Origin of the sequence: Klebsiella sp. 54, from assembly GCF_018223875.1 — a bacterium.
Lineage (GTDB): Bacteria > Pseudomonadota > Gammaproteobacteria > Enterobacterales > Enterobacteriaceae > Klebsiella > Klebsiella quasipneumoniae.
Window position 1 is genome coordinate 320,618 of record NZ_JAGRRA010000001.1, and the last position, 23,524, is coordinate 344,141.

Genomic DNA, 23,524 nt, shown 5'->3' on the forward strand with positions numbered 1-23,524 from the left:
AAATGTATACTTAACCTGCTGTTAAATATGCTTTGTAACAATTTAGCCTGGAATATATACCAGATTTAGCTGGTGAGCGCGCCGGGCTTTTTTGAGAATACGCACTGACTATTGCAGTGAACCTTTGGGAGTACAAACAATGCAAGAGAATTATAAGATTCTGGTTGTGGATGACGACATGCGCCTGCGTGCGCTGCTCGAACGTTATCTGACCGAGCAGGGCTTCCAGGTTCGTAGCGTGGCGAACGCCGAACAGATGGATCGTCTGTTAACCCGCGAATCCTTCCACCTGATGGTGCTGGATCTGATGCTGCCTGGGGAAGATGGTCTCTCGATTTGCCGCCGTCTGCGCAGCCAGAGCAACCCGATGCCGATCATTATGGTGACGGCGAAAGGCGAAGAGGTTGATCGTATTGTGGGCCTGGAGATCGGGGCCGACGACTACATTCCGAAGCCGTTCAACCCGCGTGAACTGCTGGCCCGCATCCGGGCGGTGCTGCGCCGTCAGGCGAACGAGCTGCCGGGCGCGCCGTCGCAGGAAGAGGCGGTTATCGCCTTTGGTAAATTCAAACTGAACCTGGGCACCCGCGAGATGTTCCGTGAAGACGAGCCGATGCCGTTGACCAGCGGCGAGTTTGCGGTCCTGAAGGCGCTGGTAAGCCATCCTCGTGAGCCGCTGTCGCGCGATAAGTTAATGAACCTCGCTCGCGGCCGCGAATACTCTGCGATGGAGCGTTCCATCGACGTACAGATCTCCCGCCTGCGCCGCATGGTGGAAGAGGACCCGGCGCATCCGCGCTATATCCAGACCGTCTGGGGTCTGGGCTACGTCTTCGTCCCGGACGGTTCTAAGGCATGAAACGCGTGCGCTTTTCGCCGCGCAGCTCCTTTGCTCGCACGCTGCTCCTGATCGTCACCTTGCTGTTCGTCAGCCTGGTGACGACCTATCTGGTAGTACTGAATTTCGCGATCCTGCCAAGTCTCCAGCAGTTTAATAAAGTATTGGCCTACGAAGTGCGTATGCTGATGACTGATAAGCTGCAGCTGGAGGATGGCACCCAGCTGGTGGTGCCCCCGGCGTTTCGCCGTGAAATTTATCGCGAGCTGGGGATTTCGCTCTATTCCAATGAAGCGGCGGAAGACGCAGGCCTGCGCTGGGCGCAGCATTATGAATTCTTGAGCCAGCAGATGGCTCATCAGCTTGGCGGCCCCACTGAGGTGCGGGTGGAGGTCAATAAAAGCTCCCCCGTGGTGTGGCTGAAGACCTGGCTGTCGCCCAATATTTGGGTGCGGGTGCCGCTGACCGAGATCCATCAGGGCGACTTCTCGCCGCTGTTCCGCTATACCCTGGCGATCATGCTGCTGGCGATAGGCGGCGCCTGGCTGTTTATCCGTATTCAGAACCGCCCGCTGGTGGATCTGGAGCATGCGGCGCTGCAGGTCGGGCGCGGCATTATTCCGCCGCCGCTGCGCGAGTATGGCGCCTCCGAAGTGCGTTCGGTGACGCGCGCCTTCAACCACATGGCCGCGGGCGTGAAGCAGCTGGCCGACGACCGTACGCTGCTGATGGCTGGGGTCAGCCATGATTTACGGACTCCGCTGACCCGCATTCGTCTGGCCACCGAGATGATGGGCGAGCAGGACGGCTATCTCGCGGAGTCGATCAATAAAGATATCGAAGAGTGCAACGCCATCATCGAGCAGTTTATCGACTATCTGCGCACCGGGCAGGAGATGCCGATGGAGCTGGCGGATCTGAATGCGGTGCTGGGGGAAGTGATCGCTGCGGAGAGCGGCTATGAGCGGGAGATCGCCACCGCCCTGCAGGCCGGCGAAATTCCGGTACGCATGCATCCTCTGTCTATCAAGCGCGCGCTGGCGAATATGGTGGTCAACGCGGCCCGCTATGGCAATGGCTGGATCAAGGTCAGCAGCGGCAGCGAAGCGAGCCGGGCCTGGTTCCAGGTAGAAGATGACGGACCGGGGATTAAACCTGAGCAGCGAGAGCACCTGTTTCAGCCGTTTGTACGCGGCGACAGCGCCCGCAGCACCAGCGGCACCGGGCTGGGGTTGGCGATTGTTCAGCGTATTATCGATAATCACAACGGCCGGCTGGAGATTGGCTCCAGCGAACGCGGCGGGTTACTGATTCGCGCCTGGCTGCCGGTGCACCGGGTGCTGGCGCCGATGAAACCGGCCAAAGAGAGCTGATCGCGCCCGCGGTTGGTTGGTCAGAACGCTGCACAATAAAAAGCCGGGCAAGCCCGGCTTTTTCATCTTTGCGCCCGTTAGCGCTGCGGCCCTGCCGCCACCAGCGCGGCGCCCGCTGGCGTATCGGTATACTTCTCAAAGTTCTCAATAAACAGCTTCGCCAGCTGGTCGGCTTTTTCCTGCCACTGCTCCGGGGAACCATAGGTGCTGCGCGGATCGAGGATCTGGGGATCCACGCCCGGGAGGGCCGTCGGGATCTGCAGGTTAAACATCGGCAGGGTAAAGGTCTCCGCGTTGTCCAGCGAGCCATTGAGGATGGCGTCGATGATGGCGCGGGTATCTTTAATCGAGATGCGCTTGCCGGTGCCGTTCCAGCCGGTATTGACCAGATAAGCCTGCGCGCCGGCCGCCTGCATGCGTTTGACCAGCACTTCGGCGTACTGTGTCGGGTGCAGCGACAGGAAGGCGGCGCCGAAGCAGGCGGAAAAAGTTGGCGTGGGTTCGGTCACGCCGCGCTCGGTGCCGGCCAGTTTGGCGGTAAACCCGGACAGGAAATGGTACTGCGTCTGATCGGCGGTCAGGCGGGAGACCGGCGGCAGTACGCCGAACGCATCGGCCGTCAGGAAGATCACTTTGGTGGCGTGACCCGCTTTGGAGACCGGTTTGACGATATTATCGATATGGTCGATGGGGTAGGAGACGCGGGTGTTTTCGGTCTTTGAGCCGTCATCGAAATCGATTGTCCCGTCGGCGCGCACTACTACGTTTTCCAGCAGGGCGTTGCGGCGAATGGCGTGAAAGATATCCGGCTCGGCCGCTTCAGAGAGCTTGATGGTCTTGGCGTAGCAGCCCCCTTCGAAGTTAAACACCCCGTCGTCATCCCAGCCATGTTCGTCATCGCCAATCAGGCGGCGTTTCGGGTCGGTGGAGAGGGTGGTTTTGCCGGTGCCTGAGAGGCCGAAGAAAATGGCGACATCGCCTTTCTCGCCCACGTTGGCAGAACAGTGCATGGAGGCGATGCCCTTCAGCGGCAGCAGGTAGTTCATGATCGAGAACATCCCTTTCTTCATCTCGCCGCCGTACCAGGTGCCGCCGATCAGCTGAATGCGCTCGGTGAGGTTGAAAGCGATGAAGTTTTCCGAGTTCAGGCCCTGCTCTTTCCACTGCGGGTTGGTGCACTTCGCGCCGTTCATCACGATGAAGTCGGGCGTGAATTCCGCCAGCTCTTCGTCGCTCGGGCGGATGAACATGTTTTTAACGAAGTGCGCCTGCCAGGCCACTTCGGTAATGAAACGTACGCTGAGACGGGTATCGGCGTTAGCGCCGCAGAAGGCGTCGACGATAAACAGGCGTTTACCGGATAGCTGCTGTGTTACCAGCCCTTTCAGATGCTGCCAGGTTTCCTGCGAAAGCGGCTTGTTGTCGTTTTTACCCTTGCCTTTATCGGACCACCAGACGGTATCGCGGGTGGTGTCGTCGCGCACGAGGTACTTATCTTTCGGAGAACGACCGGTAAAAATGCCCGTGTCGACGGCGATAGCACCGAGACTGGTTAATACGCCACGTTCGTAGCCTTCCAGGTTGGGGTCGAGCTCTTCCTGAAACAACATGTCGTAGCTGGGATTGTGGACGATATCCTGAACGTCATTGATACCATAAGCCTTGAGATCCTGCGGGGTTAAACCATGATTAACGCGCATGTCACTGCTCCTTAGCCAAGATGTACTGCTGTAAATTGTAGGGTTTATTACCGGGTATTGACCGCGACCAGGCTCATAGATTTACGTATCTCGACATTCTTCAGAATGACGAAAAAACGGTGACTCCTGTCACGAAGTGAAGTGGATTATCTCAGGAAATGGCTGGATGGTGGGGTTAGATGTTTCTCAATGGTTAAAAAGTAATTAAAAAAACTACTGAAATGTGAATGTAATCGCTTTCCTGGAATAAAATTACGTAACTCTTTCAGCGAAAATCGATTCAACTCGTGAATAAATAAAAGTCAGACACCGGGCGACAAACCACATCGCCGCCCGGTGCCTGCAAAAGAGGTGAGGATTAATGGACCTGCGGATCGGCCGGAGAGGCGTTATTACGGATCTCGGCGATGTCCATGGCGTTGAAGATATAGTGGTTACCGCAGTAGTCGCAGTGCATATCAATCTCGCCTTCGTCGGCAAGGATGCTATCTATCTCTTCGTCCGGCAGGGTTTTCAGCGCGCCGGCGCAGCGTTCGCGGGAGCAGGTGCACTTGAACTCCACGCTCTGCGGATCGTAGACCGTGACTTCTTCTTCATGGTACAGACGCCACAGCACATCGTTCGCCGGCAGGGTGAACAGCTCTTCCGCCTTGATGGTCTCGGTGAGCGTCGCCAGGTGCTCAAAGTCGGCAGTCTGGGCATCCTGCGCCGGCATCACCTGCAGCAGCATCCCGCCCGCCATCGGCTGACCTTCATGTTCGCCGGTGCGGATAATAAGGCGCGTCGGCAGCTGCTCTGAACGCTGGAAGTAATCTTCCAGGCAGGCGGCCAGCGTATCGCCTTCCAGACCGACCACGCCCTGATAACGCTCACCCTCTTCCGGGGAGATGGTGATGACCAGATAGCCGTTGCCGACCATCGCTTTCAGATCCGCATCGTCCGCAATCTCGCCCTGCACGCGCGCGACGCCGCGCAGCTGCTGCTGGTTATTGCCGTTGATGACCGCCAGCTGTAAAGGCCCATCGCCCTGCAGCTGCACGGTGATGTCGCCGGCAAATTTCAGCGTTGCAGTCAGCAGGCTGGTGGCGACCAGCAGCTCCGCCAGCACCGTTTTCACCGGCTGGGGATAAGTGTGATTTGCCAGAATCTGTTCCAGGGTTTCCGACACCGTCACCAGCTCGCCGCGCACGGCATAGTTTTCAAACAGATAACGATGTAATTGATCGTGTTGAGTCATAATCATCTCTCTTTCTGGCGCGAGTTACTCACTCTCGCCGTGTTTAAATCTCATCAAGTCGCGGCGCTCTTTCTTGTCCGGACGTCTGTCAGGGTGCGGCATGGTCAGGGCGTTCATTTTGCGCGCCAGGGCCATTTTTTCACGCTTCTCGATACTCTCAGCCGTCTCTTCATACAGGGTGACGGCTTCGCTTGCCGGGCGGCGCTGTTCGGTGATACCGACGATGCGCACCGTCCGCTCGTCGTTGCCCTGACGCAGCGTTAGCATGGCGTCCAGTTCGACGATTTTCCCGGGCTTGCTGCGTTGTCCGTTGTAATGCACCTTGCCGCCTTCAATCATCTCTCGCGCCAGCGCGCGGGTCTTGTAAAAGCGGGCGGCCCAAAGCCATTTGTCCAGTCTGACGGTTTCGGTAGGCTTCTCTTTCATCGCCTCTCCTTCGGGGTAAGCGAAGGGATCAGTCGTCGGTAATCATTCAGCCCCGGATGGCGCAGATACTGCTTTTCCGCCAGCCCGGAGTCGGGATTGGTAATGCCCAGGCAGTAACGAATGCCAAACTCCCTCGCGGCATCCAGAATTGCCTCGCTGTCGTCGACAAACAGCGTTTTATGCGGCTCAAGGCCGGTTTCCTCCGCCACGGCGCGCCACAGACGCTGATCCTCTTTCGGATAACCAAATGTGTGGGTGGAAAGTAATAAATCAAGGTGCGCATCCAGGCCGGTGTGTTTGAGTTTCACCGCCAGATTGTGGGGATGGGCATTGGTCAACAGAATACGTCGCTTACCGCTGGCCTTGAGCGCATCAAGGAACGGCACGGTATCCTCACGCAGCGTGGCGCGCGGACCCTGTTCGCTGGTCATCGCACAAATATCCAAACCCAGGCGCTCGCTCCAGTAATCCAGACAGTACCAGTTTAGCGTATGCTGCACGGCGTGATACTCCTGGTGCATGGCCTCTTTCGCCTGTTGCAGATTGAGGCCGCGGGCGGCCCCCCAGGTTTCCGGCACCAGCGTTTGCCAGAAATAGTTGTCGAAAGCGAGATCCAGGAGCGTGCCGTCCATATCCAGCAGAACGGTATCGACCTCCTGCCAGGCGATATCAAAATGCATGATGACTCTCCAGCGAGCGGGAAATGGGCGACAGGGTATCACACCCTGTCGCCGGGAAAATTAATCTTGCGGGTCAGACGACGAGGGGAGCAGCACCGGGTTCAGGCAGCTTTCGTAATATTTCTGAATCTCTTCCATACGCTGGCGATGGCGTTGATAACGACGCAGCGCCTGCACCCCGTGGTAAGCCATGCATCCCACCATCGACAGCAGCAGCAGGGTGATGCCCAGATAGCGCCACAGGCCGCTGCGGTCAGGAATGCGGTGCAGGTTGATATGCTGAGTGCCGTTGGCGTCAGTAAACAGATTGGTGACTATCCCTTCGGCATGGAAGGGGGTATGCATCAGCATACCGGCCAGCCGCCGCAGTTCCCCCCACTGCTCATGCGCCGGGTAATCATACAGGCTCACCGCCGGCCACGGCTGATTGACCAGCACGCTGCCCTCGTCGCTGGCGATGAGGAAGCCGCCCGGGGCCGGGCTGTTGAGCGCCTGCGCCGCCCGCGAGGTTTCACGCATGACAAAGGGGGCGGTTGAGGTGGTCACCAGATTCTCCAGCGACTCGGCGCTGACTGGCCGCAGCAGCACGTTCACGCCATCCAGTTTCCCGGCGGACGCACGCTTAGTTAACGTCTCCCAGTTACGGGTATTGCCGAGATTAACCAGCGCATTCTTCAGCCGCAGGCAATCATCGGCAGCGGAACAGAGATCGTTGGTTTTCTGAACGATATCGCCGAAATCATCCAGCAGCACCATGCCAGATTTCTGAATGGCGGAGCGCAGCGCCGGGCTGACGCGGGAGTCGTCGTCGGTTTCCGGGTGCAGCTGACGCTGGACGGACTGCATCAGAGCGGTCGCTTTGCTGACAATGTCAGACTCCGGCAGCGGCAGAGGAGGGGCATCGTTCCACACAATCTGCGAACAATCGAAAGGCAGGAACGGCGAATCCTCTTTGGCCGTCCAGCTGCCCGGCGTGCGGATGTTGCACATCCCGGTGCCGGTCAGGCGCAGCGTATCGCCAATGCGCACATGGGCCTTTTCCAGCTGGCTGACGGTCGTGGCTTCAATGGTCTGCGCCCCCTTCAGCCACGACAGGGTGAACTTAAACGGCATATTCAGCGGTACGCTGGCCCATAGCATGATTACCACCACCAGGGCGCCGGCGGCGATAATCGCGCTGCGCAGCCAGTACTGCAGCGGGAAGTTTTTCACTTCATCATGAAGCGACAAGTAGCGTCCCTGACGGGCTACATGGCGGTTGAGATAGATATCAATATCGGTCTGCTGTCCGAGGTCCTGGGCGATCCAGGGCTGCCAGTGGCGCGGATAGATGAGATCGATAATGCCCAGCGAGATATTATTGATATGCTCCTGATCGTTTTCGCCAAACAGCCCCCAGCGCTTAGGGACGCCGCGCAGGCAATGGATTTCGCGCAGCGAGGCGCGGCGCGGCGGGGCATAGACCCCCAATAGGCCGGCGGCGAGCAGCAGCAAACCGGCAGCCACCAGCCATGGGGTAAAGACGGCAGGCCCAATCAGACTGAAATAAAAGAACAGGAAAGAGGCGACGATCAGGATCGCTTCGCGCAGACCATCCGGGCGGTTCAGGGCGTGTTCTTCCGGGCTTTCCCGACGGATCTGCCGCAACTCTACCTGTTCGCTCTCTTCGCCGCGAATTGAGGCCTGGGTGGCCGAGGCGCGTTCCAGCGCGTAGCTTTGCGCTTCCTGACGATAGTCGCTCAGGGTATGGCCGTTTAGGGTGATAACCAGCGGCAGGCTGTCGGTGGGGATCAGCTCGACGCTGTTTTCATCGTTGATATGCTGTTCCCAGAACGGCGGCAGATGTACCTCCACCGAATCGAGAAAATAGCGCCATTTATTCGGCGCGTCGGTAGTGATCCCGTAGCGGGTGATGGCTCGCGTCACCCCATAGACGGTATCGCTCTGTTCGTTTAGCGCCAGAGCGACGGGCGCGCTGGTGGCGCCGGACGCGGGAACCTGCTGGGCGCGGCTCAGTTCGGCAAGATACTTTTCGATGGCCTGGCGCTCATCGGCCGCGATCGGCCGCGTGGTGGCATCGCTAAAGGCGTGCAGTAGAGGGAGCCGGCGGCGTCTGGCGTGCGTGCGATACCACCATCCAATGAGCAATACGCAGATTAGCAGAGCTGTAAGGAATATCAGAAAGGTGCCCATGCCCATCCCATCATAGTTATATTTTTCTTACGAAATCGTCGGTGAACGTGAAGACTAACGTCAAGCTGCAGTGTTAGTGGCGCACCTGCTTGCAGGGTAGTAAATATGTCATGCAGCAGCGTATTAGCTTACCAAAAACGTTAAAGGCCAGAAATCGGTAAATTCTCAAAGAGAATTCAAGCTATTGACTTTTTTATCTTTATTACTTTTCCCTTTGCAGGGAAAAGGTTACAACTCTGTAAATAAGTAGCGATTTGGATTGCCGAAAGCGTGTTGCGTATCGCACAATGACTGCTTAATCACAGCATAGACCGATGACAATGAGCAAATCATTACAAAAACCCACCATTCTCAATGTTGAAACTGTCGCCCGTTCGCGCCTCTTTAATGTCGAAAGCGTCGATCTGGAATTCAGCAACGGTGTGCGTCGCGTTTATGAACGTATGCGGCCTTCCACCCGCGAAGCGGTGATGATTGTGCCGATTGTTGATGATCATATTATTTTGATTCGCGAGTATGCCGTCGGGACGGAATCCTACGAACTGGGCTTCTCCAAAGGGCTGATTGATCCGGGTGAAACCGTGGATGAAGCGGCCAATCGCGAGCTGAAAGAAGAGGTTGGCTTCGGCGCCAATAAGCTGACGTTTCTGAAGAAGCTCAGTATGGCTCCCTCTTACTTCTCCAGCAAAATGAACATCCTGGTGGCGGAAGATCTCTATCCGGAGTCGCTGCCGGGCGATGAGCCCGAGCCGCTGCCGCAGGTGCGCTGGCCGCTGGCGCAGTTGATGTCGCTGCTGGATGAAGAAGATTTTAACGAGGCCCGCAACGTTAGTGCGCTGTTTTTAGTGCGGGAATGGTTGCAGGCCCAGGGCCGACTCTGAACGAGCGTTTACGCTAAGCAGCAATAAAAAAGCGCCCGCAGGCGCTTTTTTTGTCAGAACAGCTCGTGGGTTTCACCGCCGCCGTCAGTCAGGGTGGTGCCCACCTCATGGACCGCCTGCTGCGTGGGCTGGGTACCCTCAATAAAGTATTCCGCCCGGCTGTTGCCACCGTTCGCCAGCTGACCGGTGCTGCGATCGATATTCACCGTGACGATTCCCGGCGGCGGCGTTAATGGCTCTTCCGGAACGCCTTCCAGCACGCTCTTCATAAAGCTGTCCCAGGCCGGCTGGGCGCTTTTGGCGCCGCCTTCGTAGCCGGAGATCTGATCTTTAATCGCCCCCGATGCGGTGGTCCGGCCAAGATCGCGACGATGATCGTCAAAGCCGATCCAAACCGAGGTCACCACGCCCGGTCCGTAGCCTGAGAACCAGGCGTCCTTCGAGCTGTTGGTGGTCCCGGTTTTGCCGCCGATGTCATGCCGCTGCAGGTCACGTCCGGCGCGCCAGCCGGTTCCCATCCAGCCCGGTTCGCCAAAGATGTTGCTGTTCAGCGCGCTCTTGATCAGGAAGGCCAGCGGGGTGTTGATCACATGCGGCGCGTATTCCTGGGCGCCGCTCTGCGCCACCAGTGACTGATTGGCCTGCTCCAGCTGCGGCTGCGGCGGCACGGTGCCATTCTGCGGTTCCGTCGAGGTGGCGACATCTTCCACATCTTTGTTTTCCAGCACGTTGGATTTTGGCGTATCGCCGTAAATCACCGGTAAATCACACTGCGGGCAGGCGATTTTCGGACGCTCTTCGAAGAGGACCCCGCCCTGATCGTTCTCAATCTTACTGATAAAGAACGGGTTCACCAGGAAGCCGCCGTTGGCCATCACCGAATAACCGCGGGCGACCTGCAGAGGCGTAAAGGAGGCGGAGCCCAGCGCCAGTGATTCGGTGTGGACAATGTTTTGCGCCGGGAAGCCAAAGCGCTGCAAATACTCGGCGGCATAGTCAACGCCCATGGCGCGCATGGCGCGCACCATGACCACGTTTTTCGACTGCCCCAGGCCCTGGCGTAAACGAATCGGACCGGCATACTGCGGCGGCGAGTTTTTCGGCCGCCAGTCGGAACCGGCTCCGGCGTCCCAGCGCGAGATTGGCACATCGTTGAGCATGCTTGCCAGAGTTAAGCCTTTATCCATCGCAGCCGTGTAGAGGAATGGCTTGATGTTGGAGCCGACCTGGCGCAGCGCCTGAGTGGCGCGGTTGAACTTGCTCTGGTTAAAGTCAAACCCACCGACAAGGGCGATAATCGCGCCGTTTTGCGGGTTAATGGAGACCAATGCCGAGTTGACGTCCGGCACCTGCGACAGCCACCAGCTGTCTCCCACTTTGCGAACCCAGATCTGCTGCCCGGCCTGCACGACGTCGTTGACTTTACGCGGGGTTGCCCCCTGCTGCGTATCGGAGATAAAGCGGCGAGCCCAGCGCACGCCGTCCATCGTCAGCGAAACGGAGTCGCCGTTAGCCAACAGCGCGACAGCCTCCTGGGCATTCGCGGAGGTGACCACCGCAGGAGAAAGCGGGCCAAAGCCAGGCTGGCGCTTCAGGGCGTCAACGATCTTTTTCGCCTCCCACGGCGTTTCGCCGACCTTCCACAGCACGCTGGCCGGGCCGCGGTAGCCGTGACGCATATCGTAATCCAGCACGTTATTGCGGACCGCCTGCTGGGCCGCCTGCTGGTTTTTGCGGGTAATCGTGGTGTACACCCGGTAGCCATCTTCGTAGGCCTGCTCGCCGTAGCGATTCACCATCTCCTGGCGCACCATTTCGCTCAGATAGGGCGCGGAGAAGGCGATTTTCGGCGCGTGGTAGCTGGCGTCGATGGGTTCGCTGCGCGCCTCATCGTATTGCGCCTGGGTGATGTACCCCTCGCTCAGCATACGCGACAGCACCACGTTGCGCCGGGCTGTGGCGCGATCCATCGAATAGAGCGGGTTAAAAGTGGACGGGGCTTTCGGCAGACCGGCAATCACCGCCATTTCGCTGAGGGTCAGCTGGTCGATAGGTTTGCCAAAATAGACCTGCGCCGCGGCGCCGACGCCATAGGCGCGGTAGCCGAGGTAAATCTTGTTCAGGTACAGCTCAAGGATTTCATCTTTGTTCAGCAGCTGCTCGATGCGGATAGCCAGAAAGGCCTCTTTAATCTTACGCATCAACGTCTTCTCGGGGCTGAGGAAGAAGTTACGCGCTAACTGCTGGGTGATGGTGCTGGCGCCCTGCGAGGCGTGGCCTGAAAACATCGCCACGCTGGCGGCGCGGAAAATACCCACCGGATCGACGCCGTGATGCTCATAGAAACGACTGTCTTCGGTAGCGATAAACGCTTTCACCAGCTCGGGGGGAATTTGCTGCAACGTGACAGGGATACGGCGCTTTTCGCCGTACTGCGCAATAAGCTCACCGTCGGCGCTATAGACCTGCATCGGGATCTGCAAACGCACATCCTTCAGGGTTGCGACGTCGGGGAGTTGCGGCTCTATGTATTTGTAGAGGCCAAAAATCGAGCCTGCTCCCAGCAGTACGCAACAGACTGCAAGGATCAATAGATACTTTACGAACTTCACCGGTGTTTTCCCATTTAGTTTTATTTGGGCAGTTTATAAACAAACGCGCGGTAGTATAAAGGCAAGCCAGGTGCATTGATATAGCCGGACAGTTTTGCCGGATAAGGAGATCATAAGCATGGCTTTCAGAAACTGGCGGATCGGAATGCATATCCAACAAGATAGCATTGCCATTGTCGCGCTACTGTTTGAGCGCTCACACTGGGCGCTGCGCCGCTGGTGGCGCATTCCGTTGCCGCCAGGCCTGGTGCGGCAGGGGATGGTGGCGGACGTCAGCGCCCTCGGCTCACGGCTGGCCGCCTGGCGGCGGGAGCTACCGGTACAGCATCAGATCAATATCGCCTTCCCCGCAGCTCGCACGCTGCAAAAACGCGTGCCTTATCCCCAGTTCGCCCTGCGAGAGCGGGAACAGGCGACGTGGATAGCCAGCGCCATGACCCAGCAGCTGGCGATGCCCGCCTCCTCTCTCTGTATTGATTATGCGCCCACCTCGCGAAATGACGGCTGGCAGGTTACGGCGGCGCAGCGGCTGGATATCAATGTTCTGCGGGAGCTGGCAGGGCGGCTGCGCCTGCGGGTAACTGCCATCGTACCGGATGCCAGCGCGCTCGGCGCTTTTTTCCCCTGGGTGACGGCAGCAGAGCAAGGCCTGGCGTGGCGGGATGAAAAGCACTGGCTATGGGCGACCCATGAGGCCTGGGGCTGTGACGCCTGCGATGCGATAGGGTCCTTGAGCCAGCTGGCGGGGCAGCTTCAGGTTCCTCTGCGCTTGTGCGCTGACGCGGGCGACGAGGCCAGTCGTTTTGATGTCTGGCAGGTGGTTCACCGCCGGCAGCCTCCGCTGCCAGCCGATGGCGATCGCTACGCCATTGCCCTTGGGCTGGCGCTGGGGGGGCGGGCGCCATGACGCATGTCGTTAATCTTCTCCCCTGGCGTGACCTGCGTCGCCGCCAGCGCCTGCGCTACACCCTGTTGTTAGCCATCGGTATCGTGCTGCTGGCGGGGATGACCCTGCAGGTGGGGCGAACGGCTGGTCTACAGCGCGACGCCCTGGCGAGGCTCCACGCGACGGCCGACGCAGCGCTGCTCGCCTCGCTCAAACAACGTGAACAGGCGATGCGCGAAGCGTGGCAGCAGCATCAACGCCAGCGCGAGCAGCTCCAGCGCAGATCGACGATCGCTGCCTGGCAACCCCGACTAATGGCGCTCGCGGCGGACCTGCCCGCTCAGGCATGGCTGACGCGGCTGGAGTACCAGGGGGCGCGTCTGACGCTGGATGGCCTGGCCCTCAACCTGCAGGCGCTGGCCGGAGTGGAGGCTTCTCTGGCCAGCGTCACGGGATTCGCGCCGGCTAAAGCCGGCGGAACGCAGCGCGACGCCGAGGGGCGCTGGCGGTTCAGTTTCACCCTGTCGGGAGCGCGCGCCGATGAGGATTAATACCCTGCGCACCCGGGCGGGGCTGCTGATCCTGCTCGCGATGGGGCTGACGGGGGGCGGCGTGGCGCTTTGGCGCGATGCCCGGCCGCCGCAGGCGGCGCTGTCCCGCGATGGCGCTCTGCAAACGCAGTGGCGGCGGATCATGGCGCTGCGCATCCCTGACGGTGAAAGATCCGGGGAGCGCATCGACAAGCAGCCGTTCTCGCCCATAGCCATTCCGCTCGCCGGGGCGAAGCTAATCGCCTGGCATCCGCAGGGGAGCGGCGGCGAGATGGAGCTGGCTCTCTCCTGGCCGACGGTACCCGCTCTGTTTTCATGGCTGGCGCGCAGCGGGATGAACCCGCGTTCGTTCTCGCTGGAGCGCGAGGGGCAGGCGCTGCGCATGCGGCTGCAGCTGGAGGCGGAAGATGGTCGGTAAATGCTGGGTTTTGCTGTGGTTGCCGTTGTCGCTGCTGGCGGCCGAGCGCGATCCTTTTCAGCCGGTTGAGGATCCCTGCCGCGCGGCGCAGCTGTCGCAATGGCGTTATGGCGGCGCGGCCGGCGATGGCGCAGGCTGGATGGGTTTTTTGCAGGACGGAAGCGGCACGTGGCGACGGGTGCGCCTGGATGAGCAATTGCCCACGGGCTGGCGGGTGAACCGGCTGACGGACAGTGAACTGGACATCGTCACGCCTCCGGGATGTGAACCGCCAGCGTGGCGCTGGCAACGTAAAGGAAAACAAGATGATGCGATGGATAAGCCTGCTTTTGCTGCTACCGCTGGCGGTGGTCGCCGCGCGAAATGATAAGCCGGTTTCGCTGGTCGTTGACGACGCGCCAGTGGCCCAGGTGCTGCAAGCCCTGGCCGAAATGAACCAGAAGAATCTCGTTGTCGCACCGGACGTCAGCGGCACGCTCTCCCTGCGCCTGCAGAAGGTTCCCTGGACCCAGGCGCTGCGGGCAGTGGCGGATAGCGCAGGCCTCTCTTTGCAACAGCAGGGGACGGTCATCTACGCACATACGCAGGCCTGGCAAAAGGCCAACCTGGCGCAGCGCGAAGCGGAACAGGCGAAACGTCTGCAGAACCTGCCGCTGCGGGCGGAGAGCGTGACCCTGCACTATGCCGATGCCGAGGAGCTGGCTAAAAGCGGCGGTAAGTTGCTTAGCGCCCGGGGAAACCTGATGGCGGACAAGCGGACCAATCGGCTGCTGATCCGCGATGATGCCCGCCATCTGCCGGCGCTGAAGGCCTGGGCGCAGGAGATGGATCTGCCGGTCGGACAGGTGGAGCTGGCCGCCCATATCGTGTCAATGAGCGAAACCAGCCTGCGTGAACTGGGGGTGAAATGGCGGCTGGCGGAGGCTGAAAGCACGCCAGGATCCGGGCGCATTACCACCCTAAGCAGCGATCTGTCAGTCAACGACGCCAGCACCCGCGCAGGCTTTAACATCGGCAAAATTAACGGGCGCTTGCTTGAGCTGGAGCTTTCCGCGCTGGAGCGCAAGCAGCAGGTCGATATTATCGCCAGTCCTCGTTTGCTCGCCTCTCATATGCAGCCCGCCAGCATCAAGCAGGGGAGCGAGATCCCCTATCAGGTCTCCAGCGGTGAAAGCAGCGCCACGTCGGTGGAGTTTAAAGAGGCGGTGCTGGGCATGGAGGTGACGCCGACGGTGCTGCAGCAGGGGAGAGTGCGGTTGAAGCTGCGAATAAGCGAGAACACGCCAGGCCAGGTGCTGAAGCAGGATAACGGCGAGGCGCTGGCCATTGATAAACAGGAGATCGAGACCCTGGTGGAAGTCCGCAGCGGCGAGACCCTGGCGTTGGGCGGCATCTTTTCGCAGAAAAACAAAACCGCCCGCGACAGCGTCCCGCTGCTTGGCGATATCCCGGTGCTGGGGCGTCTGTTTCGCCGCGACGGGAAAGATAATGAACGCCGTGAACTGGTTGTCTTTATTACGCCACGGATTCTGGCAGTACGTTAAGCAGGTTTTTCATGCTAAACACGTTTCAGGTGTTTGACGTGAGGACGGATTTAGCATACAAGGGGTACCGATTTGAGAGTCGGGTACGACATCAATCCTCCCTTTATTGTCCGGCGATTTTATTCAGTTGCCAAACCAGCCGGAGTATTGAGATAATTTTTAGTCTGACTCTCGCTCTATTGCATATGAGGTTTCAGTTCATGCCCTGCGGCGCTGGGTGTCTGCGAAGCGGGTTTATCATTAACGAATAGTCTTAGTAGTACCGAAAAAATGGCAGAGAAACGCAATATCTTTCTGGTTGGGCCTATGGGTGCCGGCAAAAGCACTATTGGGCGCCAGTTAGCCCAACAGCTCAACATGGAATTTTACGATTCCGATCAAGAGATTGAGAAACGCACTGGCGCTGATGTGGGCTGGGTCTTCGATGTTGAAGGCGAAGAAGGCTTCCGCGACCGTGAAGAAAAAATTATCAATGAGTTGACGGAAAAACAGGGAATTGTGCTGGCGACTGGCGGCGGCTCTGTAAAATCCCGTGAAACGCGTAACCGTCTCTCCGCCCGCGGCGTGGTGGTCTACCTGGAAACAACGATCGAGAAGCAGTTGGCCCGTACGCAGCGCGATAAAAAGCGTCCTTTGCTACAAGTCGATGCGCCGCCTCGTGAAGTACTGGAAGCGCTGGCTGACGAGCGTAACCCGCTGTATGAAGAGATCGCCGATGTGACTATCCGCACAGACGATCAGAGTGCGAAAGTCGTCGCGAACCAGATTATTCACATGCTGGAAAGCAACTGATTCTGGCTTAATAAAAGTGCGTCAGAGTAAAAGTCACTGAGGTGGATGTCGCGTTATGGAGAGGCTTACTGTTACCCTCGGGGAACGTAGTTACCCGATTACCATCGCGGCTGGTTTGTTCAACGATCCAGCTTCCTTCCTGCCACTTAAGTCGGGCGACCAGGCTATGCTGGTCACCAACGAAACGCTGGCGCCGCTTTATCTGGATACCGTCCGCTCTGCGCTTGAGCAGGCAGGGGTCAACGTTGACAGCGTAGTCCTGCCCGACGGCGAGCAGTATAAAAGCCTGGCGGTGATGGATACCGTATTTACCGCGCTGTTGCAAAAAACCCATGGCCGCGACACCACGCTGGTGGCGCTCGGCGGCGGTGTTATCGGTGATTTAACCGGTTTCGCCGCGGCAAGCTATCAGCGCGGCGTGCGTTTTATCCAGGTCCCTACCACCCTGCTGTCGCAGGTCGACTCGTCGGTCGGCGGCAAAACCGCAGTGAACCACCCTCTCGGCAAAAACATGATTGGCGCCTTCTGGCAGCCGGTTTCCGTGGTGGTTGATCTTAACTGTCTGAAGACGCTGCCGAAGCGCGAACTCGCTTCCGGACTGGCTGAGGTCATTAAGTATGGGGTGATCCTCGATGGCGCCTTCTTCAGCTGGCTGGAAAACAACATTGATGCCTTGCTGGCGTTGGATGAAAAGGCCATGGCGTACTGCATTCGCCGCTGCTGTGAGCTGAAAGCGGAAGTTGTGGCTGCCGACGAGCGTGAAACCGGGTTACGTGCTTTACTCAATCTTGGACATACCTTCGGCCATGCTATCGAAGCGGAAATGGGCTACGGTAACTGGCTGCACGGCGAAGCGGTGGCGGCAGGTATGGTGATGGCGGCGCATACGTCCGAACGGCTGGGGCAGTTCCGCGCGCAGGATACTCAGCGCCTTATCGATCTGCTCAAGCGTGCAGGCTTACCGGTACGCGGCCCGCAGGAAATGCGTGCGCAGGCGTATTTGCCCCATATGATGCGCGATAAGAAAGTACTGGCTGGCGAAATGCGGCTGGTGCTCCCGCTCGCAATAGGAAGCAGCGAGCTGCGCGGCGGAGTGCCGCACGATGTGGTTCTTGGCGCGATTGCTGACACTCAGCAGGCGCAACAATAAGAAGGTCTGGCCGCGTTCGCGCGGCGTTATCATTTCGGGTGATGTGCAATAATCGTGAGCATAAGCCTTTTAGTGGGGTGTTAAATGGATGATTTCAAACCAGAAGACGATATGAAAGCCGATCGCAACGATCGTCGTGCTGGTCGTTCCCGTCAGTCTTCCGAGCGTGATGCCGATCCGCAGATCAATTTTGACGATGTCGATCTTGATGCCGATGAAGGCCGTCCGACGCGCGCCGGCAAGGCCCGTCGTGAGCGTGAAGAGGAAGAATTCGAAGAAGAACTGGATGCGGAAGATGAGGAGATGCTCGAAGAGCAGCCTGTAGAGCGTCGTCCGCGTAAGCGTAAAAAAGCGCCGGCGAAACCCGCTTCCCGCCAGTACATCATGATGGGCGTGGGCATTCTGGTACTGTTGCTGTTAATCGTGGGTATCGGTTCCGCGCTGAAATCGCCATCTTCTTCCAGCCAGCAGACCGCTTCCGGCGAGAAGAGCATTAATCTGTCTGACGACCAGTCCACCAGCACGCCAGCTGCCGGCCAGGATCAGACTGCCGCCAATACCACCACCCAGCAGGACGTCACGGTACCGCCTATTGCCGCGAACCCGACCCAGGGCCAGGCCGCGGCAGAGCCGCAGGGCCAGCAGCGCGTTGAAGTTCAGGGCGATCTGAATAATGCGTTGACCCAGCAGCAGGGCCAGCTGGACGGCGCCGTAGCTAACTCGACGCTGCCAACTGAACCGGCAACCGTCGCGCCGATCCGTAATGGCGCCAGTGGCACCGCGGCGCCGCGCCAGACGACCGAACGTCAGACGGCGGCAACGCCGCGTCCTGCTGAGCGTAAGCACACCGTCATCGAAGCGAAGCCGCAGCCGAAACCACAGGCGGTGGCAAAAGCGCCGGTAGAAACGAAGTCGGTTCAGCCGAAGCATGTTGAAAGCGCGGCGACCACTGCCCCGGCGAAAACGACCGTCGCGGAAAGCAAACCGGTAGCCACCGCGCAGAGTAAACCTGCAGCACCAGCAACCACCACCACTGCTGCGCCAGCCGCAACGGCGGCCGCGGCAGCGCCGGCGGCGAAGAGCGGTAAAACGGCAGGCGACGTCAGCTCGATGAAATCTGCGCCGTCGGGTAACTATACCCTGCAGCTCAGCAGCTCCTCTAACTATGAAAACCTGAACAACTGGGCGAAGAAAGAGAAGCTGGACAGATATGTTGTCTATGAAACGTCACGTAACGGCCAACCGTGGTACGTGCTGGTGAGCGGTATCTATTCATCGAAAGATGAAGCGAAACGCGCGGTCACCTCGCTGCCGCCGGACGTGCAGGCGAAAAATCCATGGGCAAAACCACTGCATCAGGTTCAGGCTGATCTGAAATAATGCCGTGGGGTAGTCTTAAGCGCAGGATGCTGTCGGAGCTTTCTCCACAGCCGGAGAACGTGTAATTAGTTAGGCAGCATGAAAAAGAATCGCGCTTTTCTAAAGTGGGCAGGGGGGAAGTACCCCCTGCTTGACGATATTAAAAAGCATTTGCCGGAAGGTGAGTGCTTAATCGAGCCCTTTGTGGGCGCCGGGTCGGTATTTCTCAATACCGACTTTTCTCGTTATATCCTCGCGGATATCAACAGTGATTTAATCGGCCTGTACAACATCGTCAAATTGCGCACCGACGAGTACGTCGCTGCCGCCCGCGAGATGTTTACCCCGGAAAATAACGTCGCTGAGCGCTACTACCAGTACCGTGATGAGTTCAATCAGAGCCAGGACCCGCTGCGTCGCGCGGTGCTGTTCCTGTATCTGAACCGTCACGGTTACAACGGCCTGTGTCGCTACAATTTGCGCGGCGAGTTCAATGTGCCGTTTGGCCGCTATAAGAAGCCCTATTTCCCCGAGGCTGAGCTCTATCATTTTGCCGACAAGGCGCAAAACGCTGAGTTTTACTGCGAATCTTATGAAGAGTGCATGCAGCGTGCGGATAGCCGCACGGTGGTGTATTGCGATCCGCCCTATGCGCCGTTGACGGCGACGGCGAACTTTACCGCCTACCACACCAACAGCTTCAACCTGGAGCAACAGGTGCTGCTGGCGCAAAAGGCGGAGTCGCTGATGAAGAAACGGATCCCGGTGCTGATTTCCAACCACCGCACGCCGTTGACGCAGGAGTGGTATAAAAACGCGGCAGAAACGCATATTGTGAAGGTTCGGCGCAGCATCAGCAGCAACGGTGGTACGCGTAAAAAGGTGGACGAGCTCTTAGCGCTCTACCGTCCGCCTAAGACCAAATAAATTTCAAGGAGATGCGGATGAAGCAGTATTTGATTGCCCCTTCGATTCTGTCGGCTGATTTTGCCCGTCTGGGTGAGGATACCGCGAAGGCGCTGGCGGCGGGTGCGGATGTCGTGCACTTCGACGTCATGGACAACCACTACGTGCCGAACCTGACGATTGGCCCGATGGTGCTGAAGTCGCTGCGTAACTACGGTATTACCGCGCCGATCGACGTCCACCTGATGGTGAAGCCGGTCGACCGCATCATTCCTGATTTTGCCGAAGCTGGCGCCAGCATCATCACCTTCCACCCGGAAGCCTCCGAACACGTCGACCGCAGCCTGCAGCTTATCAAAGAGCATGGCTGTAAAGCGGGCCTGGTGTTTAACCCCGCGACGCCGCTGAGCTATCTCGATTATGTGATGGATAAACTGGACGTGATCCTGCTGATGTCGGTTAACCCGGGCTTTGGCGGCCAGTCCTTTATTCCCCAGACGCTGGATAAACTACGTGAAGTGCGCCAGCGCATCGATGCGTCCGGCTACGACATCCGTCTGGAAGTGGATGGCGGGGTGAAAGCGAGCAATATCGGCGAAATCGCCGCGGCGGGCGCGGATATGTTCGTTGCCGGTTCGGCGATCTTCGGCCAGCCGGACTACAAGAAAGTGATTGATCAAATGCGTAGTGAATTAGCGAAGGTGAGTCATGGATAAATTACAGGCGATCCGCGGCATCGCGTTTGATCTCGACGGCACGCTGGTGGACAGCGCGCCGGGTCTGACCGCCGCCGTTGATAACGCCCTCTACGCCCTGGAACTGCCGGTGGCGGGAGAAGAGCGCGTCGTAACCTGGATCGGCAACGGCGCCGATGTCCTGATGGAGCGGGCGCTGAGCTGGGCTCGCCAGGAGCGTGCCACGTTACGTGCGGCGATGGGCAAGCCTTCCGTCGACGATCATGATATTCCGCAAGACGAACAGCTGCGCATTTTGCGTAAACTGTTTGACCGCTATTACGCCGAAGCGGCGGAAGAGGGCAGTTTCCTGTTTCCGGCAGTGGCCGATACGCTCGGCGCGCTGCAGGGCAAAGGTCTGCCGCTGGCGTTGGTGACCAATAAGCCGACGCCGTTCGTCGCCCCGCTGCTGGACGCGCTCGATATTGCGAAATATTTTACCGTGGTGATCGGCGGCGATGACGTCCAGAACAAAAAGCCGCATCCGGAACCGCTGCTGCTGGTAGCGCAAAAGCTCGGCCTGACGCCGGAGGCGCTGCTGTTCGTCGGCGATTCACGTAATGATATTCAGGCGGCCAAAGCGGCTGGCTGCTGCTCAGTTGGCCTGACCTACGGTTATAACTATGGCGAACCGCTTGCGCTGAGCGAGCCGGACTATCTCTTCGACCAGTTTAATGAACTCTTACCCGCTCTCGGGTTACCGCACAGTGAAACTCAGGAATTGAAACATGACTAAGCCCATCGTTTTTAGTGGCGCACAGCCCTCAGGTGAACTGACCATTGGCAACTACATGGGTGCGCTGCGTCAGTGGGTAAACATGCAGGACGATTACCACTGCATCTATTGCATCGTGGACCAGCACGCCATCACCGTGCGCCAGGATCCGCAGCAGCTGCGTAAGGCGACGCTGGACACCCTGGCGCTGTATCTGGCCTGCGGCATCGACCCGCAGAAAAGCACTATCTTCGTTCAGTCGCACGTGCCGGAACACGCCCAGTTAGGCTGGGCGTTGAACTGCTACACCTATTTCGGCGAACTGAGCCGCATGACCCAGTTTAAAGACAAGTCCGCGCGCTACGCGGAGAACATCAACGCCGGTCTGTTTGATTATCCGGTACTGATGGCCGCTGACATCCTGCTGTACCAGACCAACCAGGTTCCGGTGGGCGAAGATCAGAAACAGCACCTTGAACTGAGTCGCGATATTGCCCAGCGTTTTAACGCCATCTACGGCGATATTTTTAAAGTGCCTGAGCCGTTTATCCCTAAATCCGGTGCGCGCGTGATGTCGCTGCTGGAGCCGACGAAAAAGATGTCCAAGTCCGACGACAACCGCAACAACGTCATCGGCCTGCTGGAAGACCCGAAATCGGTGGTCAAGAAGATCAAACGTGCGGTCACCGACTCCGACGAGCCGCCGGTGGTGCGCTACGACCTGAAAGAGAAAGCGGGCGTCTCCAACCTGCTGGATATCCTCTCCGCGGTCACCGGGAAAACCATTCCTGAGCTGGAGCAGCACTTCGAAGGCAAAATGTATGGCCACCTGAAAGGCGAAGTCGCCGACGCGGTATCGGGCATGCTGATTGACCTGCAGGAGCGCTATCACCGTTTCCGTAACGACGAAGCGTTTCTCAATCAGGTGATGAAAGACGGCGCAGAAAAGGCCAGCGCGCGGGCTTCTCAAACCCTGAGAGCGGTATACGAAGCGATTGGCTTTGTCGCCAAGCCGTAAGCGACGCAACAGCTAAACAGGGCGGGATTATCCCGCCCTTTTTTATGCCTGTCGTTCACGCCGCGAGGCGAAGGTTAGTGGTTTGAGAACCAGTTAAGTTTATCCCGCAGGCCGACCACGCGGCCGACAATGATCAGCGCCGGGCTGGCCATCTGCTGCGCCAGAATATCCAGCTGTCCTAAGGTGCCGCTGACCACTTTTTGCGTCACGGCGGTGCCGTTCTCGACGATGGCGGCAGGCATATCTTCCGCCATGCCGTGGGCGATAAGCTTCTCGCGGATCGCCGGCGCCTGGTTCAGACCCATGTAGAACACCAGGGTCTGCTTCTCCACCGCCAGGTTCGCCCAGTCCAGCTCGCCGCCGGTTTTCAGATGGCCGGTGACCAGGCGTACGCCCTGGGCGAAATCGCGATGGGTCAACGGGATCCCCGAGTAGGCGGAGCAGCCGGAGGCGGCGGTGATGCCTGGCACAACCGAGAAGGGGATGCCCGCCTCGCAGAGGGTCTCCAGCTCCTCTCCGCCGCGGCCAAAGATAAAGGGATCGCCGCCTTTCAGCCGGACCACGCGTCTTCCTTTTTGCGCTTCGCGCAGCAGGATCTGGTTGATCTCCTCCTGAGGCACGCAGTGATAGCCTGAGCGCTTGCCAACGAACACCCGGTCGGCATCGCGGCGCACCAGATTCATGATGTCGTCGGAGACCAGTCGGTCATAGACCACCACGTCGGCCTGCTGGATCTGCTGCAGGCCTTTGAGCGTGAGCAGCCCGGCGTCACCGGGGCCGGCGCCAACCAGGACGACCTCGCCGCGATGCTCTAACGGCTCGGTCAGCAGTTGCTCGGTGGTATCCGCCACCGCCTGCCGATCGTCATTGGCCAGCGACTGCGCCAGGCGGTCGTTAACGAACAGCTTCTCCCAGAACCGTCGGCGTTCGCCTACGGTGGCAAACTGCTGCTTGACGCGAGCGCGCAGATGGCCGGCGTAGCGGGCCAGCTGACCAAGATGCAGGGGTAAGATTGACTCCAGCTTCTCGCGCAGCAGGCGCGCCAGCACCGGTGATGTCCCGCCCGAGGAGACGGCGACCATCAGCGGCGAGCGGTCGATGATCGACGGCATGATAAAGCTGGCCTGGCGCGGGGCATCCACCACGTTACAGAAAATACGCCGCGCTTCGGCCGCGTCGCTGACCTGCTGGTTCACCGTTTCATTATCGGTAGCGGCGATGGCCAGCCAGCAGTTGTCCAGCAGCGAGGGGATAAACTCCCCCTGCACCAGGGTCAGCATCTGTGAATCGGCCCACACCTGAAACTGAGGGGTAAAGTCGAGCGCATTGACCGTGACGTTTGCGCCAGCATCCAACAGCAGACGGGCCTTGCGTTCGGCGACATCCCCGCCGCCAACCAGTAAACAATCCCGCTGGCGTAACTGGCAGAATATGGGTAAGTGATCCACAGAATAACCTCATAAAAATAATGGGTAGAAAGTGAGTGGTCGTAGAATAGCAGCAAAGGTAAT

At 58.8% G+C, this 23,524-nt stretch carries 21 protein-coding genes and 1 pseudogene; 15 read left to right on the forward strand and 7 right to left on the reverse strand.

Annotated features, from left to right (window positions below):
* Window positions 1-139: 139 nt before the first annotated feature.
* A complete protein-coding gene (gene ompR / locus KHQ24_RS01410) occupies window positions 140-859 on the forward strand; it encodes a two-component system response regulator OmpR (protein ID WP_001157751.1) in 720 nt (239 codons plus the stop codon).
* Complete coding sequence (envZ, locus tag KHQ24_RS01415) at window positions 856-2,211, forward strand: two-component system sensor histidine kinase EnvZ (protein WP_004202158.1); 1,356 nt, start codon at window positions 856-858, stop codon at window positions 2,209-2,211. Before ompR ends, envZ begins: the two co-directional genes overlap by 4 nt.
* A gap of 77 nt (window positions 2,212-2,288) precedes the next feature.
* Here the strand turns inward: envZ and pckA are convergent, their stop codons facing one another.
* The 5 genes from pckA to KHQ24_RS01440 form a co-directional block, all read right to left on the reverse strand.
* Complete coding sequence (gene pckA, locus KHQ24_RS01420; RefSeq protein ID WP_049093777.1) at window positions 2,289-3,911, reverse strand: phosphoenolpyruvate carboxykinase (ATP); 1,623 nt, start codon at window positions 3,909-3,911, stop codon at window positions 2,289-2,291.
* Between the two features lie 358 nt (window positions 3,912-4,269).
* The gene (gene hslO / locus KHQ24_RS01425; protein WP_017899960.1) at window positions 4,270-5,154 is read right to left on the reverse strand and encodes an Hsp33 family molecular chaperone HslO; all 885 of its coding nucleotides are present in this window, start codon (window positions 5,152-5,154) and stop codon (window positions 4,270-4,272) included.
* Window positions 5,155-5,172: 18 nt separating this feature from the next.
* The gene (gene hslR, locus KHQ24_RS01430) at window positions 5,173-5,574 is read right to left on the reverse strand and encodes a ribosome-associated heat shock protein Hsp15 (RefSeq protein ID WP_017899959.1); all 402 of its coding nucleotides are present in this window, start codon (window positions 5,572-5,574) and stop codon (window positions 5,173-5,175) included.
* Window positions 5,571-6,254 carry a GMP/IMP nucleotidase gene (yrfG, locus tag KHQ24_RS01435; RefSeq protein ID WP_048295664.1) on the reverse strand — a complete coding sequence of 228 codons (684 nt, stop codon included), beginning with the start codon at window positions 6,252-6,254 and terminating at the stop codon, window positions 5,571-5,573. The genes hslR and yrfG overlap by 4 nt, the downstream gene beginning before the upstream one ends.
* A 60-nt stretch (window positions 6,255-6,314) precedes the next feature.
* Window positions 6,315-8,447 (reverse strand): intracellular growth attenuator family protein, encoded by a 2,133-nt coding sequence (locus KHQ24_RS01440; RefSeq protein WP_108433221.1) that lies wholly within the window; start codon window positions 8,445-8,447, stop codon window positions 6,315-6,317.
* 320 nt (window positions 8,448-8,767) lie between these two features.
* On the opposite strand from KHQ24_RS01440, the gene nudE reads away from it, so the two are divergent.
* Window positions 8,768-9,328, forward strand: coding sequence for an ADP compounds hydrolase NudE (gene nudE, locus KHQ24_RS01445; RefSeq protein WP_004202164.1), 561 nt, complete (start codon window positions 8,768-8,770; stop codon window positions 9,326-9,328).
* A gap of 53 nt (window positions 9,329-9,381) precedes the next feature.
* Here the strand turns inward: nudE and mrcA are convergent, their stop codons facing one another.
* Window positions 9,382-11,940 carry a peptidoglycan glycosyltransferase/peptidoglycan DD-transpeptidase MrcA gene (gene mrcA / locus KHQ24_RS01450; protein WP_023319249.1) on the reverse strand — a complete coding sequence of 853 codons (2,559 nt, stop codon included), beginning with the start codon at window positions 11,938-11,940 and terminating at the stop codon, window positions 9,382-9,384.
* 118 nt (window positions 11,941-12,058) lie between these two features.
* On the opposite strand from mrcA, the pseudogene KHQ24_RS01455 reads away from it, so the two are divergent.
* From KHQ24_RS01455 to trpS, 12 genes and pseudogenes are all read left to right on the forward strand, one after another.
* Window positions 12,059-12,860, forward strand: a pseudogene (locus KHQ24_RS01455) (pilus assembly protein).
* Window positions 12,844-13,377 (forward strand): PilN domain-containing protein, encoded by a 534-nt coding sequence (locus KHQ24_RS01460; protein ID WP_032456683.1) that lies wholly within the window; start codon window positions 12,844-12,846, stop codon window positions 13,375-13,377. The pseudogene KHQ24_RS01455 and the gene KHQ24_RS01460 overlap by 17 nt, the downstream one beginning before the upstream one ends.
* Window positions 13,367-13,795, forward strand: a complete 429-nt coding sequence (locus KHQ24_RS01465) for a pilus assembly protein PilO (RefSeq protein ID WP_205426376.1) — start codon at window positions 13,367-13,369, stop codon at window positions 13,793-13,795. The genes KHQ24_RS01460 and KHQ24_RS01465 overlap by 11 nt, the downstream gene beginning before the upstream one ends.
* Window positions 13,785-14,162, forward strand: a complete 378-nt coding sequence (locus tag KHQ24_RS01470; protein ID WP_004202171.1) for a HofP DNA utilization family protein — start codon at window positions 13,785-13,787, stop codon at window positions 14,160-14,162. The genes KHQ24_RS01465 and KHQ24_RS01470 overlap by 11 nt, the downstream gene beginning before the upstream one ends.
* Entirely contained in the window at window positions 14,101-15,339 is a 1,239-nt protein-coding gene (gene hofQ / locus KHQ24_RS01475; RefSeq protein ID WP_211777097.1) for a DNA uptake porin HofQ, read from the forward strand. The genes KHQ24_RS01470 and hofQ overlap by 62 nt, the downstream gene beginning before the upstream one ends.
* 270 nt (window positions 15,340-15,609) lie before the next feature.
* Window positions 15,610-16,131 (forward strand): shikimate kinase AroK, encoded by a 522-nt coding sequence (gene aroK / locus KHQ24_RS01480; RefSeq protein ID WP_002920267.1) that lies wholly within the window; start codon window positions 15,610-15,612, stop codon window positions 16,129-16,131.
* A 55-nt stretch (window positions 16,132-16,186) separates the two neighbouring features.
* The gene (aroB, locus tag KHQ24_RS01485) at window positions 16,187-17,281 is read left to right on the forward strand and encodes a 3-dehydroquinate synthase (RefSeq protein ID WP_048295659.1); all 1,095 of its coding nucleotides are present in this window, start codon (window positions 16,187-16,189) and stop codon (window positions 17,279-17,281) included.
* A gap of 84 nt (window positions 17,282-17,365) precedes the next feature.
* On the forward strand, window positions 17,366-18,661 hold the full coding sequence (damX, locus tag KHQ24_RS01490) for a cell division protein DamX (protein ID WP_060656631.1): 1,296 nt from the start codon (window positions 17,366-17,368) through the stop codon (window positions 18,659-18,661).
* Window positions 18,662-18,739: 78 nt separating this feature from the next.
* Complete coding sequence (gene dam / locus KHQ24_RS01495) at window positions 18,740-19,567, forward strand: adenine-specific DNA-methyltransferase (RefSeq protein WP_004202178.1); 828 nt, start codon at window positions 18,740-18,742, stop codon at window positions 19,565-19,567.
* 17 nt (window positions 19,568-19,584) lie between these two features.
* Window positions 19,585-20,262 carry a ribulose-phosphate 3-epimerase gene (gene rpe / locus KHQ24_RS01500; RefSeq protein WP_004202179.1) on the forward strand — a complete coding sequence of 226 codons (678 nt, stop codon included), beginning with the start codon at window positions 19,585-19,587 and terminating at the stop codon, window positions 20,260-20,262.
* Window positions 20,255-21,016: a phosphoglycolate phosphatase gene (gene gph, locus KHQ24_RS01505; RefSeq protein ID WP_004202180.1), complete on the forward strand. Its 762-nt coding sequence runs from the start codon at window positions 20,255-20,257 to the stop codon at window positions 21,014-21,016. The genes rpe and gph overlap by 8 nt, the downstream gene beginning before the upstream one ends.
* The gene (gene trpS / locus KHQ24_RS01510; protein WP_211777098.1) at window positions 21,009-22,013 is read left to right on the forward strand and encodes a tryptophan--tRNA ligase; all 1,005 of its coding nucleotides are present in this window, start codon (window positions 21,009-21,011) and stop codon (window positions 22,011-22,013) included. Before gph ends, trpS begins: the two co-directional genes overlap by 8 nt.
* Window positions 22,014-22,087: 74 nt before the next feature.
* Here trpS and cysG read toward each other — a convergent pair whose 3' ends face one another.
* Complete coding sequence (gene cysG / locus KHQ24_RS01515; RefSeq protein ID WP_004202185.1) at window positions 22,088-23,461, reverse strand: siroheme synthase CysG; 1,374 nt, start codon at window positions 23,459-23,461, stop codon at window positions 22,088-22,090.
* Window positions 23,462-23,524: the final 63 nt, after the last annotated feature.